This window comes from Oceanispirochaeta sp. M1 (assembly GCF_003346715.1).
Lineage (GTDB): Bacteria > Spirochaetota > Spirochaetia > DSM-2461 > DSM-2461 > Oceanispirochaeta.
This window is the reverse complement of sequence record NZ_QQPQ01000007.1, coordinates 144,208-159,925: the sequence shown is the minus strand read 5'-3', so window position 1 is coordinate 159,925 and position 15,718 is coordinate 144,208. Positions and strand designations below refer to the sequence as shown.

Here is a 15,718-nt window from a genome sequence, read left to right as displayed (position 1 = left end):
TTCCAAAGCTGCAATACTGCTTTGTCGATATTTGAGGGCTTGCAGCTTAACTTAATTCAAATTGTCCTTTTTTACTAGTACACGTGTACTTTTAAAAAGAATTTTATCCTATTTCTCATGAAAAGATGTATGAATTTGCACAAAAAGAAGCATAAAGGATTATTATAAAATTGAACTAAATCAAATTTTCGATAAAAGAGAGGATATTATTACCGGACAACTTTCAGATATTAATCCCTATTATGGAGATCTTTATTTTTCAAGACATGACGGTCTTGATGAATCGGAATATGTATTTATTGACGGAAATGATCTCAAGAACAGAATCAGGGACGTCGAGGGTCTTCATATAGGGGAAACCGGCTTCGGGACTGGTTTGAATTTTCTGACTCTGCTGAAGATTATTGAAGAGAGTGGAATAACTGGAATGAGACTTAAGTATTCCAGCATCGAAAAGTACCCACTGGATCCGACTCGAATTCAAGAACTCTTAAGCCCTTTTGCTGACAGATTATCTGAATTGCTGCCTAAATATTTATCCTACTGGGAGTCCTTTTATCCTACTCTTAATAAAGAGTGGAATAATGTTACATGGTCTTTTCCCGGAGTTGAGGTTGATTTCAAGCTGTACAACGGCGATGCTTTAACATGGAGCAGTGAAAAATCTGAGGCTCATGTAAATGCCTGGTTTCTTGATGGACACAGCCCGGATAAGAATCCGGAGATCTGGTCCCCGGGAATAATGAAGTCTGTATACGAAAATACGGCAATAGGTGGAACACTGGCCAGTTTCACAGCTTCCGGTATGGTAAAAAGGGCATTAAGGGAAGCAGGCTTCTTCATTAAGAGAAAAAAAGGATTTGGAGCAAAAAGGCACATGATTCAGGGACTTAAGTCTTGAAATAATAAGGAATTCCCTGTAAAAGTATCGAACTAATTATATATAGGAAAAAAACATGAAAACAAACCGGACAAAAATCGTTGCCACTATCGGGATACACAATGATTTACAATTTATTAAGAAGCTCTATAAAGCCGGAGCGGGAATCTTCCGGTTGAACACAGCTCACCAGACTCCCGATGAAACAGAACAGATAATAGGCAGAATCAGAGAGGTCTCTGACAGAGCCGCGATTCTGATCGATACAAAGGGCCCGGAAATCAGAACACTGGACATTGAAGAAACCATTGAAGTGAAAGAAGGTGATGAGGTCTTTGTCATTCCCCAGGGAGTGAAGATGGATCGGCCCCATTTTTCAGTAAGTTACGATAAGTTCTGTGACGTGGTGACACGGGGAACAGAAGTCCTCATCGATGATGGTGACATGTCTTTAATCGTAATTGATAAAAAAGATGATCAGCTCCGCTGTATTGCCAATAATGCTGGTAAAATAAAGAATAAAAAAAGCGTCAATGTACCCAAGATTCCCATTGCCCTTCCTTCTCTCACTAAAAAGGATATTGAGTATATTAACTTTGCTGCAGAGATCGGTGTGGATTTTATCGCCCACTCATTTGTCAGAAACAAAGAGGACCTGATTGCCGTTCAGAAAATTCTTGATAAATACAACAGTCCCATCAGACTGATTGCTAAAATTGAAAACACAGAGGGTATTGAGAATATCAATGAGATTCTGGATCACTGTCATGGTGTAATGGTTGCCAGAGGGGACCTGGGAATAGAACTTCCCGCAGAAGAAGTACCCCTGGTACAGAAAAAGATCATCCGTAAGTGTATCAAACGGAGCAAAATCGTAATCACAGCCACACAGATGCTCCATACCATGATAGAGCATCCCCGTCCTACCAGAGCCGAGGTCAGTGATGTGGCCAACGCTGTATTAGACGGAACAGATGCATTAATGCTCTCAGGTGAAACAGCCTATGGAAATTATGCCTACGAGGCTGTCACCACGATGTCCAACATTGCCGCTGCAAGTGAATCGCAGAAGAAGAGTAAAGTTCGGAGAAAGAACACTGAGAAATTCAATCCAGTCCGTCTTCAGATGATCACCGCGGCTGAATCCACAGCCAGAGCGCTGGGAGCCAAGGCTATTATAGTCCAGACAGACACTGGACGTTCTGCTAATCTTCTCTCCTCTTTGAGAGGAAAAACACCTGTACTTGCACTGTCGCCCAACCCCACTGTCGTACGGCAGCTGGCTCTGAGCTACGGTGTCACCTCATTTCATCTGAGATCACAGGACACACTGGATGAGATGGTCAGTGAATCTGTAAAAACTGTCCTGAACGAAGGCATTGTCGGAAATAACGAACTGGTAGTTCTTGTAGGATCTTCTCCCAACCATTCAACAGTAACCAACTTCATCGAAGCCGGTGAAGCGGGAATGTTCCTGGGTGGAAGGGAATAATTCTTATTCGGCGGTCATAGTCTTAACAGCCAGGGCTGCCGATGAGAATGCAAACTGGAGGTTATAGCCTCCGGTTTCTCCATCCACATCCATTACTTCTCCAGCAAAGAACAACCCTTCACAGAGTTTTGATTCCATGGTTCTGGGATTTATCTCCTTAAGAGAGACTCCACCGGCAGTCACCATGGCCTGATTAAACCCACCCAGGGAATCCACAATAAAGGATGAGCTGAATATTTCCTTTAAATAAGAAATTCGATTTTTCTTACTGAGCTGATTCATTTTCATTTCAGGACTCAAACCGGCCTTTTTTAGAAGCCCTTTCATCAGAGATTCAGATATCCCATTTTGACCCAGACCCGAGGGAAGAGATTTTTTCCCGGAATTCTGAATCCGGTTCAGGATATCCTGATCAAGATCTTCACGATCCCGGTCTGGAAGCCATGAAACTCTAAGCTCATCCCCGGGAGTCATATCCCTGCTGTTATTCAGGATAACAGGACCGGAAAATCCCTTATGAGTAATAAGCAGATCTCCCATGAAGCTATGCAGCTTTTTCCCTTCCCGGTACAGATCAATGGATACAGGAAAAGCCGAGCCTGAGGATTCTACCAGTATGAAATTCTTTATAAATACAGGAGTCAGTGAGGGCCTGGGCTTGACTATGGAGTGCCCAAGTCTTTCTGCCAGAATATAAGAATCACCAGTTGAACCCGTAGAGGGGTAGGACAACCCTCCTGCAGCCAACAGAATTTTAGGAGCGCTATATTGAGAGCTGCCGGTTTTTACATAAAAGAGAACACCCTTCTTCTCTATAGATCTGACTGGATCCTTCCAGAAAATTCTCCCTTCACCATTCTGTGAAAGTTTCTGTAGAAGATCCCGCACATCCCTGCTGTTTCTGCTGACAGGAAAAATCTTACCGTCTCCACGGTCTTCACAAGGAAGCCCTTCTTTCTCTACAAAGGTGATAAGGTCCTGATTACTCCATTCAAGAAGAGCCGGTTTTACAAATTTGTGAGCTTTTCCATAACGCTCGGGGTAGGAGCGGATATCTTCTGCATTGGTAATATTGCATTGACCCGATCCGGATGTTAGAAGTTTCAGGCCCGACTGATTCATGCTCTCAAGAATACAGAAGCGGAGACCCGCCGCAGAGGCTCGTGCTCCGGCAAACAGACCGGCAGCACCGGCACCAATGATAATCAGATCATATTCCATAGGATCTCCTTGTTCTGCAATCGATGAAAACAGATAGCTGTTTTCAGACAATCGGCATAAGTTCCTGACAATTATTATAACATTTTATACTGTCTTGTCATTTTAACACTCACAGGAACTTGAATGACAACTGACTGTCAGATAAACTCCCCGAACAATATAATTAATCAGGAGATTAATCTTTATGGATGAACTCAGTTACGGAGCCTTGGCTCTGATACCCCCTCTGGTTGCCATTATCCTGGCAATCTGGAAAAAACAGGTCCTTCTGTCACTTTTAACAGGAATTTGGGCAGGATCTACAATTATTAATAACTGGAACCCCCTCACAGGTCTTCTGGAAACATTTTCAGGTTATATCGTCGGTAAATCACTGGCAGATTCCTGGAATATTGGAATCATCGTTTTCCTCCTTGCCGTAGGGGGCATGATCGGTATGATCGGAAAGATGGGCGGAACCAAAGCTATTGCCGAAAGCATCTCTGCTAAAGCACAGGATGTCCGTTCCACACAGCTTGCAACGGCTCTTATGGGAATTGCTATCTTCTTTGATGATTACGCCAACTCCATCATTGTGGGTAACACCATGCGCCCCATCACAGACAAACAGAAAATTTCAAGAGAGAAACTGTCCTACATTGTAGACTCAGCTGCGGCTCCTGTCTCTTCAATGGCACCCATATCCACATGGATCGCCATGGAGCTCAGCCTTATTGCCGCCGGATTGACAGCCCTCAATATCGAAGGGAATTCCATGCTGGTCTTTTTCCAGACCATACCCTATCGCTTCTACTCTCTCTTTGCCCTGGTACTTCTCTTCTCTCTGATCCTACAGAAAAGAGATTACGGTGCCATGCTGAAGGCGGAAATCAGAGCCAGAAAAACCGGACAGGTCAACAGAGAGGGAGCTACTCCCATGATCACCGATGACAAGTCACTCCTTCCTGATGAAGGAATTAAGGGCTCTATCTGGGGAGTATTAATCCCCATCGGAATATTCATCCTGGTTACCTTTGTAGGTCTCTGGTACAACGGACATGAAGCAGGTAAATCATTTAGAGATTCCATTGGAGACTCGGATGCATCTGTTGTTCTGACATGGGCAGCCTTTATCTCATCCATTACGGCTGCCATTCAGGGAATCGCCGGAAAGAAGTACAGCCTCAGCGGCGCAGTTGATGCCTGGGTAAACGGAGCTAAATCCATGTTTATGGCCGTTATCATCCTGACTCTTGCATTTGCACTGAAAGCTGTAATATCAGAAATGATGCTGGCCGAGTGGCTTGTGCATGTAATTCCCTTCAGCAATGGTGGATTATTCACCATACTCCTCCCCTCGCTGATTTTCCTTACTGCCATGTTTGTTGCCTTTTCAACAGGAACATCATGGGGAACCAACTCAATCCTGATGCCCATCGTTATCCCCGTAGCGGCCAATGCATCTGCGGCATCCGGTGATGTGACTCCCCTGATACTTGCATGTATCGGTTCCGTTCTGACTGGTGCCGTTTTCGGAGACCATTGTTCTCCCATATCGGATACAACAATTCTCTCTTCTTCAGCATCCGGAGCAGACCACCTTGACCATGTAACAACCCAGGCTCCCTATGCAATAACAGCAGCAGTATTTGCACTGGTATTGGGAACAATCCCGGCAGGATTAGGCATATCCCCCTGGATCAGCCTTACGGTAGGAGCTGCCGGTATTATTATATTTGTTAAATTCTTTGGTAAAGAGATTGATACAGAAGGGAATATTATCAGTTAGTTTTTTAATCTTATTTTCAGTTAATATCCTGTAATTATAAGCGGATAATTAATTCAATTATTACAAGTAAAGACCTGCCCATTACGGCGGGTCTTTTTTTTAGGGAAGCACTGTAGGAATAGTCCTACAAAAAGTGACGATCAGTTCCTACTTACAGTTAAGACAGTGCAATGAGAAAATGCGCTTATGTCTATCGAAAGCTATGAATTAAGAACTCTGAACCTGAAATACACATCTGAAAGAGAAGCTCTTATTGAGTTTCTGAACTACCATGATCTAATACTGGACAAAGATATTGACTATGCCATCTGTCTTGAAGATAACGGTAAAATCATTGCTACCGGGTGCTCCTCGGGAAAGATCCTTAAGTGTATAGCAGTCAGCGAGGATTATCAGGGACAGGCTCTTACAAATAGAGTCATGTCCTATCTTCGTCTAAGAGCCTATCATGAAGGGATCAATTCACTTTTTTTATACACGAAACCTGAAAATGAATCTATTTTTTCTGAACTGGGATTCTTTCTTCTGGCTGCTGCACCAGATGCTATTCTGATGGAAAATAGTAAGAATGGATGCAGCGAGTACTTATCTGAAATGGAAAAACCGGAGAATGGAGCCGAAGCAGCCGCTATTGTTATGAATTGTAATCCATTCACTCTGGGACACAGATTTCTAATTGAAAAAGCCTGCTCCGAAAACGAGACTGTTCATCTTTTTGTATTGAAGGAAGATCTTTCGGTGTTCCCTTTCAAAGACAGAATCGAAATGGTTAAACAGGGCACCGAAGATCTGCAAAATCTCTACATCCATGAAGGTCGAGACTATATTATTTCCAGAGCAACTTTTCCAAGCTATTTTTTGAAAGAAGAAAAAATTCTAAATGAGAGTCATGCCCTTCTTGATCTTGACCTTTTTTCAAAGCGAATTGCACCGGAACTGAATATTACCAAACGATATGTGGGAGAAGAACCATTCTGTCCTGTGACATCTCTTTATAACAAAATGATGAAAAAAACCCTTCCTTCACAGGGCATCAAAGTCTTTGAAATACCGCGGATAAAAACTGCCGGTAGAACAATCAGTGCAACAGAGATTAGAAAAGCCCTGGGAGAAGGAGAACTGAACACAATTAAAGAGATGGTTCCTATGACCACCTTTAAATATCTGAATTCTGAAAAAGGATCCCATATAGGGAACATTATCAGGGAGAAAGAAAATGAAAATAATGAAGACAGGACTGGCAGGCTCTCTTGAGTCCAGCGATGTTCTGATCACCGTTGACAGTAATAACGGCAATGGACGGGATATCTCACTGGACAGTACTGTAAAAAGACAGTACGGAAAGCAGATTCTAAAAGTAGTGGATGAGACTCTGGATCGCCTTTCAATTGTAGACGTTAAGATACGTCTGGAAGACAAGGGTGCTTTGGACTGTACCATAAGAGCCCGCCTTGAAGCCGCTGTTTACAGAGCTGTGGGAAGTGCAACCTATCCCTGGGAGAAATTGTCATGAAACTGAGAAGAACAATGCTCTACGTCCCTGGCAACAACGCAGGAATGATGAAGGACGCACATATCTACCGCTCAGATTCAGTTATGTTCGATCTGGAAGACTCAGTCTCATTAAATGAAAAAGATAGCGCCCGCTTTCTGGTATTCAATGCTCTGAACACTCTGAACTATGAAGGAATTGAAACGGTTGTCCGTATCAATGGCCTCGATACACCCTTTGGCCGTGAGGACATCAAAGCCATGGTCCGGGTAAAACCCGATGTGATCAGACTCCCTAAAACAGACAGTGCAGAAGATGTGCTTGAGGTGGAAAGATTACTGGAAGCTGAAGAGAAAAGCTGTGGTTATGAGATCGGTAGTATTAGAATGATGGCTGCCATCGAGGGTCCTCTTGGTGTTCTCAATGCTTATCAGATTGCCACATCATCCAAACGGCTGATCGGTATTGCCCTGGGAGCCGAAGACTTTGTAACCAGTATGAAAACCAGTCGATCCCCGGAAGGAATAGAGCTGCTCTTTGCCCGCTCTCAGATATTAACAGCCGCCAGAGCTGCAGGAATCTATGCTCTGGATACAGTCTATTCAGATGTTAATAACGATGAGGGATTTCTGGATGAAGTCAGGCAAATCAAACAGCTGGGCTTTGATGGAAAATCAGTCATATCACCAAGACAGATACAACCTGTCCATAGAGTCTACTGTCCCAGCGACAACGAAATCGATCATGCCATCAGGGTCATTCAGGCCATAAAAGAGGCTGAAGATAAAAATTCGGGTGTTATTTCACTCAATGGAAAGATGGTGGATAAACCCATTGTCGACCGTGCACGCAGAGTCCTTGAAATGGCTAAGGCAACTGGTATCCGAATCAATGAACTGGAGGCATACTGTGATGAATGTGACGAAGATGAATAAAAATTCTATCGGCAGAGAAATTCCAGCAATGATAAACGGAGAGGAATTAAAAACCTTTGAAGGTGCCTTTAAGCACACTCCCCTGATACGACAGGACAAAGGAAACAGAAGGCTGCCCAGGCTGAACAAACTTGTAGATACTATTGAACAGGCCGTGCTGAAATCAGAACTACAGGATGGAATGACTATTAGCTTTCACCACCATTTCAGATCAGGAGATTTTGTCCTTAACATGGTCATGGATGTTATAAGTAATTTGGGAATTAAAGATCTGACCCTGGCTTCCAGTTCTCTTACTCCTGCACATGATGAACTGATAAAGCACATCGAAAAAGGGACTGTCTGTCGTCTAATTACAAGCGGTCTGAGAGGAAAACTGGCCGAGTTTATTTCAAACGGTAATATGGAAGAGCCAGTACTCTTTCACAGTCATGGAGGCCGAGCAAGAGCTATAGAAATTGGGCAGATTAAAATTGATGTTGCTTTTCTAGGTGTCCCCTCAAGTGATGTATATGGAAATGCCAACGGTTATACCGGTCCATCAGCCTGCGGTTCCCTTGGTTATGCCAAGGTTGATGCAAAACATGCATCAAAGGTTGTTCTACTCACTGACTATCTAACCGAATATCCAAATACACCATTCAGCATTGACCAGGATACTGTGGATTTAATTGTTAAAGTTGATTCTGTTGGAAATCCCGACAAAATCAGTACAGGTGCAACCAGGATAACAAAGAACCCAAGGGATCTGCTTATTGCCCAGAATGCCGCAGATTTTATCGCATCATCCCCCTATTTTGAAGACGGATTCTCTATGCAGACCGGATCAGGAGGTGCCTCTCTCGCAACAACCCGCTTCCTGACTGAACATATGGAACAGAGAGATATAAAATGCAGCTGGGCTCTCGGCGGTATAACCAGTCAAATGGTCAAGATGCATGAAGCCGGATACATCAAAAGGCTTCTGGATGTTCAGAGTTTTGATATGGATGCAATCCGTTCCATCGGTCAGAACCGTCTGCATACTGAAATTGATGCGTCCTACTATGCCAACCCCCTGAATAAGGGATGTGCCGTAAACAAACTTAATGTTGTTATTCTCAGTGCTCTGGAAATAGACCTGGACTTCAATGTAAACGTACTGACTGGCTCCGACGGCGTCATTATGGGTGCTTCAGGAGGACATTCAGATACGGCAGTCGGATCTGGACTCTCCATTATTGTGGCTCCCCTGATTAGAGGAAGAACTTCAACTGTGACCAAGAATGTTCTTACAGTAATTACTCCCGGAGAATCAGTGGATGTTTTTGTTTCCGATAGAGGGATTGCCATAAATCCACGACGGAAAGATCTGATTGAACATTTCAAAGACGTAAGGCTCCCCTTCGCCACCATGGAGGAACTTCTGGATAAGGCGGAAAGACTTGTAGGAAAACCGGATCCAATTGAATTTACAGACCGAATTGTGGGACTCGTAGAATACAGAGACGGGACTATTATAGATATAATACGTCAGGTGAAGGCTCTGGACTGATGCCTGCTCTCCTCCGAACCCGGGGAATAAATATGGAACAGCTCAGCTCTCTGGCAGTCTCATCTATGATCAGAGAAGTTGAGCTCTGTCCAAAACCGGGTCTTGTTGACAGACTGAACAATGGAGCTCATAGAGATATGACTCCTGAGATCTTTTACTGCAGTGCAAAGGCTATTGGACCTTTTTTTAAAGAAATGCTTCTCAGCACATCCATAGATTCTCCTTCTGAAAAGGTTCTCCCTGAAATCAGGCCTGCCGGGATCAGAGCCGAAAAGGCGATGTTTCAGGCAACAGGAGGTATCAATACTCACAAGGGGCAGATATTCTCACTGGGAGTCTGTCTGGCAGCTGTCAATAGAGTGATCTGTCAGCCAGAGGAAGCAGGAATCAACAGAATTTCAGGGGTTGAAATTCTTATGGAAGCCGGAAAAATATGCCGGGGTATCAGTGAAGAGCTGAAACACAGCGGCCCAGCCTCCAGTCATGGGGAAAAACTCTACCGTGAAGGGGGATACAGAGGTATCCGGGGCGAAGCAGAATCCGGATTTGCCTCAGTCCGCCTGAGGGCTCTGCCCCGTTTAAAAAAACTTCTGAAATCGGGCTGTACTCCTGAAGAAGCCTCCCTGGAAACCCTGATTCTTCTCTACAGCTTTGTAGAAGACAGCAACGTACTCCATAGATGTGGTACTGGCGGTCTGAAGATGCTGCGCCATCTATCCACTTCTTTTCTGAAAGAAGGAGGAATCAGACAGCAGGGCGCAGTATGCAGACTGCAGGGGATGAACTCAATCTTTACCAGTATGAATATTTCACCTGGGGGCTGTGCCGATTTACTGGCCCTTACACTCTTTGTCCATAGCATTGAAGAAGCCTATGAACTATAGCCCTGTCACTCTCACAGAGATGCTGGATGCTCGTGAAATGCGCAGCCATCATAGACAGAAACTGATCTGTCTTCACAAATCAGCTCTGATACAGCTCAGTATCAACAGTCCGGGATCTGAAAAAAACAGCTCTGTAATAACTGAGATTTTTTCAGAAGGCCTTAGATCTATCCTGAAAAAGTTCGATGAGAGTATCATTGAATATAATTCCGAAACTCAGAGTAATACAGGCCCCCAGGCCTTTATTGCAATAGCCCTCCCTGCCAGGAAAATAAAGATGAAAACCAGCAGTATAGAATTGTCCCATCCCCTGGGAAGACTCTGGGACATTGATGTTTATGATGTAGATAAAAGGCTATTGTCCCGTAAAGAACTTGGTCTCCCTGAAAGACTGTGCTATATCTGCAGAGAACCAGCTCATGTGTGTTCCCGTTCCCAGCGTCACACCCAGGAAGATCTTAAGGCATTTATTCTGGATATTTATCAAAGCTATTCAGACAGAATTAGGATATCATAGGAAGTATGAGAATTTCTGTATTCCGTATCATTCTCATTTCAACTCTGCTGCTCTTTCTACAGGAAATTTTCCCGCAACCCACTGACTACCGATTTTCACAGCTTACAATGGAAGATGGACTCTCGAGTAACTCTGTATATTGTATGACCCGTGATTCAGAAGGATATCTCTGGTTTGGAACTTTCAGCGGTCTGAATCGCTACGATGGTAGAAACAACACCATTTTCAGACCGGGAAGAGGTGATAATGACAGCATCAGCGGTTCTGTAATATTCAGTATTCTTGAAGACAGCGGCGGCCGAATCTGGGTAGGTACCGATGGCGGCGGCCTGAATCTCTTCGACAAGGAGACACATAAATTCAAAGCCTATTTAAAAAATCCTGAAGACCCGCTCAGTCTTCCGAGCAACCAGGTTTTCGCCATTGAGGAAGATCTTAACGGAAGGCTCTGGATCGGAACAGCAGGGGGAGGGCTTGCCCTGTACCGTGGTGATGAGAAATTTTTAATCCTCAATGAAGCAAATTCTAATCTGATAAACGACAGAATAAGAACAATCCTCTGTGACAATAAAAACAGACTATGGATAGGCACAGAGAAGGGACTCTCCCTATATGATACAAGAAGCGGCAGATTCTTAAACAAATCATTTATCCCGGGCAGTGAAATGCTTAGGGAGTCTTTTATCCGGAGCCTCTATCCTGATGAAAATGACGGAATCTGGATAGGAACGAATCAGGGACTCTTTCATTTTGATGGGGAGTCTGTCCGGTCTGTCGCGCTGCCGGAGAAGACCTCTATCCGCTCCATTACTTCTGACAACGGCTATCTGTGGCTGGGAACAGAACGCTCGGGTATTTTCATTCTGGACTTTGAAAAAAACAGTTGGAAGAGACTGAACGAAGAGAACAGCAACATCTCCTATAATAAGATTCGAAGCCTCTACAAAGACGAAAGCGGCCTGATCTGGGCAGGAACCAGAGGCGGCGGAGTCAACCTTTTCAACCCGTCCAGTACACTGATAAAAACATATACAGCCGAAGCTGAGGCACCCTACGGATTAAGCAATCCCCATATCAGACAGATGGAGGAACGCTCCGACGGTTCTCTGTGGGTAGCCACAGACGGAGGTGGCATAACTGTCCTGGATAGAAAAACGAGCAGAATGGATTGGATTGATGTTAATGACAGGGACAGAGGCTCTGAAAATGATCAGATCTATTCCCTGCTGGAAGACTCTCAGGGAAGGCAGTGGATAGGTACTGACGGCAGCGGCCTTTTCATGATCCCCCCGGGGCTCTCCATAAATGATGTTGTTCCGATCCCTCTTCTGAATACTGAACCAGGGTCTCCCAACCGGGAGACTGTCTGGTTTATCCATGAAAGCAGAGAAGGCAGTCTGTGGATAGGTACTGAAGGAAGCGGTTTATTCAGGATGAAAGAAGGGATACTGACACAATATCTGCATGATCCTGGAAAGCCCGAGGGACTGAATGGAAATGCCGTGCGCTGTATCTTCGAGGATTCACAAAATCAGATATGGGTGGGAACATGGGACGGCGGTCTCAATCTATATATGAAAGATCTGGATGAGTTTAAGAGTTTCGTCCGTTCTCCAGGTAAATCAGGAAGTCTCAGTGACACATCTGTGAATGTTATATTTGAAGATCAAATGAACCGTCTATGGATAGGTACAGCCGGCGGAGGAGTTAATATCTTCTACCCTGATGATATTTTTTTCCGGACAATTTCCACCAGAGAAGGACTCTCCGGAGACAATATTTATGGGATACTTGATGATGAAGAAGGAAATATTTGGCTCTCAACTGACAATGGTCTCTCCAGAGTTAATCTGACAGACGAAAGAATTCAAAACTTCAGCAGTGCCGATGGTCTTGTGGGTGATGAATTTTCACAGAATGCCTATATTAAGACAAAAAATGGTGAGTTCTTCTGGGGCGGTCCCGGAGGAATCAGCAGTTTTCACCCCGCAGCCTTAAACTTTGAAAACCCTCTGACAGGCCATCTCCAAATAACTGCTCTGAGTATTCATAATCTCCCTGTCAAAATTAACCAGAGTGTAGATGGTATGGTAATTCTCGATAAAGATATTTCGCTGAAAGAGAGCATAACCCTTCCCTATTCAGCTAATAACCTGACTATCAGATATTCACTGCTTTCTTATATTGATCCCGGCAAGCATCAATATACGGTTCAACTTAAAGGGCTGGAAGATCGCCCTCGTTTTCTGGGAAACAACAACGAGGTCAGTTATGCCTCCGTGCCTCATGGAGAATATGAGCTTGAAATAAAAGGGAGCGATCATAACGGACAGAACGCTGTAAAAGCGCTGAAAATAATTGTACAGGCCCCTTTCTGGATGCATCTCTGGTTCTATTTCCTTACAGGTCTCCTTTTATTTTTGATACTGGGAGTTATCATCTGGTATCGTCTTAGAGGACTTAATAAAAATAATGCCCAACTCAGAAGTTTTTCAATGCATATGGAACAGGCCAGAGAAGAGGAGCGGCGTGGTGCTGCCAGGGACTATCACGATGAACTGGGACAGCAGCTAACTGCCATGAAATTCGATCTCTATTGGCTAAACAGTCACCCTGAATCATCTGAAAATATAAGAAAGGAAAAGATCACAACCCTCCTGGAAATTGTCAATGATTCAATCGAGTCTGTACGCAGCATATCTACAAATCTCCGACCAAAAGCTCTGGATAACCTTACCATGGAAGAAGCGCTGGAATGGCAAAGCCGTCGATTCAGAAAAAGAACCGGGGTAAGCCTGGACATTCTGATCGAAATGGGAGGCAAGCCCTTTACTGAAGAGAACCAGGAAATAAAAACTGCCGTATTCAGAATATATCAGGAGATTCTAACCAATATAATCCGCCATTCCGCCGCTTCCAAAGTTGAAGTCCGGGTTGTGAAAGAGGGCGGAAATTTATCTCTCAATGTCAGAGATAATGGTAGAGGAATCAATAAGAATACAGAAAAAAGAGATGACTCATTCGGTCTAATTGGAATGAGAGAACGCTGCCGTCACTTCGGTGGAAACTTCAGTATTGACAACTATCCTGATGGTGGCACAATTGTTAGAATAAATCTCCCTTTAAAGGAATGATAATATGCATAAGATACTTATTGTGGATGATCACCCCCTAGTTCGCAGAGGGCTCTGTCAGATTCTTCAGGAATTCATACCTTTAAAACAACTGGATGAGTTATCCAATGGAAATGAAGTTCTCCAGAAAATGAATGAAGTAAAATATGATGTAGTCATTCTGGATATATCTCTCCCTGGTAAAGACGGTCTGGAGGTATTGAAAGATCTAAATATTCAATATCCACAGATACCGGTTTTAATATTGAGTATTCAATCAGAAAGCCAGTACGCCCTGCGGGCCCTGAAGATGGGAGCCTCTGGATGTCTGAATAAGGCCAGTGCCCCCGAAGAGCTTGTCAACGCAGTTAAGGAAGTCTTGAGAGGTGGACGCTATCTCACTCAAAAAGTAAGCCAGCTTCTACTTGATGATTATCAGGGAGACCATAGCGACCTTCCTCATAAGCAGCTTTCTGAACGGGAGTATCAGGTTATGATCATGCTGGTCAGTGGGCTCAGCAGCAGTGAAATTTCCGAAAAACTCAATCTCAGCATCAAGACAGTAAGCACCTACAGAACCAGACTCCTGCAGAAAATGAATCTAAAAAATAATGCTCAGCTGACATACTACGCTGTAAAGCATAAGCTGATCTCCGAATCTCAACTCCCCCTGTAGGATGAGTCCTACATACATTTCCATTTCTCTCCTACATCCCGATTTAAATTCCCGGGCTTAAAATAATCTCAGTCAGGCCGAACCGGGCCTGTGTCATTTATTCACAATCCCTGATCGGGAAAACAAAAGGAGAATTGATAATGAGAAAAGTAAAAGTTATGTCACTTATGATGGCATTATTTCTGGTGCTTGGTATGAGTCTGAGTGCAGAAGGTCAGAGTGATTCCGCAGACGGAAACCCGACTTACCCTAAGGGTGTGCTTGACTTTGTAGCACCTGGAGGAGCCGGTGGTGGATGGGACTTAACCATAAGAACCACTGCCAAAGCTCTGAAAGATACTGGACTTGTAAAAGTTCCCATGCCCGTAAGAAACAACCCCGGTGCCGGTGGATCAGTAAACCTGGCCAGCCTTCAGGAAAAGAAAGGCTCAGCCAAGATTGTATGTGTATATTCATCCCCTCTGATTCTGACACAGCTGAACGGAACGACTGAACTGGGATATAAAGATGTAACTCCCCTGGCCCGTCTTATCGCTGACTATGCCGTTTTTGTTGTAGGAGCAGATTCAAAATACAATAGTATGACAGATGTTATGGAAGCTCTAAAAAAAGATATCAAGAGTGTAAAAATCGGAGGGATTTCCTCTGTAGGTTCAATGGACCACATTCAGTTCCTGATGATGGCAAAAGCCGCTGGTATCACTGATCTGAAAGAGATTGACTACGTAAGTTTTGACGACTCTGCCACTGCACAGGTTCTCGGAGGACACATTGATGTATACTCCACCGGTCTTTCAGAAGTTCTCGGTCTCCTTGAAAGTGGACACCTGAAAGCACTTGGTCAGACAGCCGATCACCGCGTAGGTGAAGGTGTTGTTGCCAATATTCCGACCTGTATAGAGCAGGGAATCGACGCAACCTTTGTAAACTGGAGAGGTCTCTTCGGTGCTCCCGAAATGCCCGAGTATGCTGTCAGCTACTGGAGAGAGACTCTTGCTGAACTGGTTGCAACTCCTGAATGGGATCAGGCTAAAAAGACAAACGGATGGGACGATGCATATCTTGACGCTCCCGAGTTTTCTGACTTCCTGGCTCAGGTTAATGATGAATACACATCTATCCTGACTGATATCGGAATGATTAAATAATAATCTTTGGACAGCCTGTCTATCCCTTCTGGATCTAAAACACAGGCTGTCCAAATTG

At 44.1% G+C, this 15,718-nt stretch carries 13 protein-coding genes; 12 read left to right on the top strand and 1 reads right to left on the bottom strand.

Translation table 11 applies throughout. From position 1 onward, the window contains the following. Positions 1–133: 133 nt before the first annotated feature. Positions 134–901 carry a tRNA (5-methylaminomethyl-2-thiouridine)(34)-methyltransferase MnmD gene (mnmD, locus tag DV872_RS06725; RefSeq protein ID WP_147283114.1) on the top strand — a complete coding sequence of 256 codons (768 nt, stop codon included), beginning with the start codon at positions 134–136 and terminating at the stop codon, positions 899–901. 55 nt (positions 902–956) lie between these two features. Beyond that, on the top strand, positions 957–2,372 hold the full coding sequence (gene pyk / locus DV872_RS06720) for a pyruvate kinase (RefSeq protein WP_114629087.1): 1,416 nt from the start codon (positions 957–959) through the stop codon (positions 2,370–2,372). 3 nt (positions 2,373–2,375) lie between these two features. Here pyk and DV872_RS06715 read toward each other — a convergent pair whose 3' ends face one another. Further along, positions 2,376–3,593, bottom strand: a complete 1,218-nt coding sequence (locus tag DV872_RS06715) for an aminoacetone oxidase family FAD-binding enzyme (RefSeq protein ID WP_114629086.1) — start codon at positions 3,591–3,593, stop codon at positions 2,376–2,378. Positions 3,594–3,777: 184 nt separating this feature from the next. Between DV872_RS06715 and DV872_RS06710 the strand changes: the two genes are divergently transcribed. The 10 genes from DV872_RS06710 (at position 3,778) to DV872_RS06665 (ending at position 15,660) form a co-directional block, all read left to right on the top strand. After that, entirely contained in the window at positions 3,778–5,361 is a 1,584-nt protein-coding gene (locus DV872_RS06710) for a Na+/H+ antiporter NhaC family protein (RefSeq protein WP_114629085.1), read from the top strand. A 186-nt stretch (positions 5,362–5,547) separates the two neighbouring features. Further along, the gene (gene citC, locus DV872_RS06705; protein WP_114629084.1) at positions 5,548–6,615 is read left to right on the top strand and encodes a [citrate (pro-3S)-lyase] ligase; all 1,068 of its coding nucleotides are present in this window, start codon (positions 5,548–5,550) and stop codon (positions 6,613–6,615) included. Next, complete coding sequence (gene citD, locus DV872_RS06700; protein WP_114629083.1) at positions 6,578–6,874, top strand: citrate lyase acyl carrier protein; 297 nt, start codon at positions 6,578–6,580, stop codon at positions 6,872–6,874. The genes citC and citD overlap by 38 nt, the downstream gene beginning before the upstream one ends. Next, entirely contained in the window at positions 6,871–7,788 is a 918-nt protein-coding gene (citE, locus tag DV872_RS06695) for a citrate (pro-3S)-lyase subunit beta (protein WP_114629082.1), read from the top strand. Before citD ends, citE begins: the two co-directional genes overlap by 4 nt. Next, entirely contained in the window at positions 7,766–9,322 is a 1,557-nt protein-coding gene (gene citF / locus DV872_RS06690; protein ID WP_230391467.1) for a citrate lyase subunit alpha, read from the top strand. The genes citE and citF overlap by 23 nt, the downstream gene beginning before the upstream one ends. Positions 9,323–9,354: 32 nt before the next feature. Continuing rightward, entirely contained in the window at positions 9,355–10,206 is an 852-nt protein-coding gene (locus DV872_RS06685; protein WP_158546865.1) for a triphosphoribosyl-dephospho-CoA synthase, read from the top strand. Continuing rightward, positions 10,196–10,723, top strand: coding sequence for a citrate lyase holo-[acyl-carrier protein] synthase (citX, locus tag DV872_RS06680; protein WP_114629080.1), 528 nt, complete (start codon positions 10,196–10,198; stop codon positions 10,721–10,723). The genes DV872_RS06685 and citX overlap by 11 nt, the downstream gene beginning before the upstream one ends. A 5-nt stretch (positions 10,724–10,728) precedes the next feature. After that, on the top strand, positions 10,729–13,857 hold the full coding sequence (locus tag DV872_RS06675) for a two-component regulator propeller domain-containing protein (RefSeq protein ID WP_114629079.1): 3,129 nt from the start codon (positions 10,729–10,731) through the stop codon (positions 13,855–13,857). Positions 13,858–13,861: 4 nt separating this feature from the next. Next, on the top strand, positions 13,862–14,512 hold the full coding sequence (locus DV872_RS06670; protein ID WP_114629078.1) for a response regulator transcription factor: 651 nt from the start codon (positions 13,862–13,864) through the stop codon (positions 14,510–14,512). A gap of 140 nt (positions 14,513–14,652) precedes the next feature. After that, entirely contained in the window at positions 14,653–15,660 is a 1,008-nt protein-coding gene (locus DV872_RS06665) for a tripartite tricarboxylate transporter substrate binding protein (RefSeq protein ID WP_114629077.1), read from the top strand. The last annotated feature ends 58 nt before the right edge of the window (positions 15,661–15,718 follow it).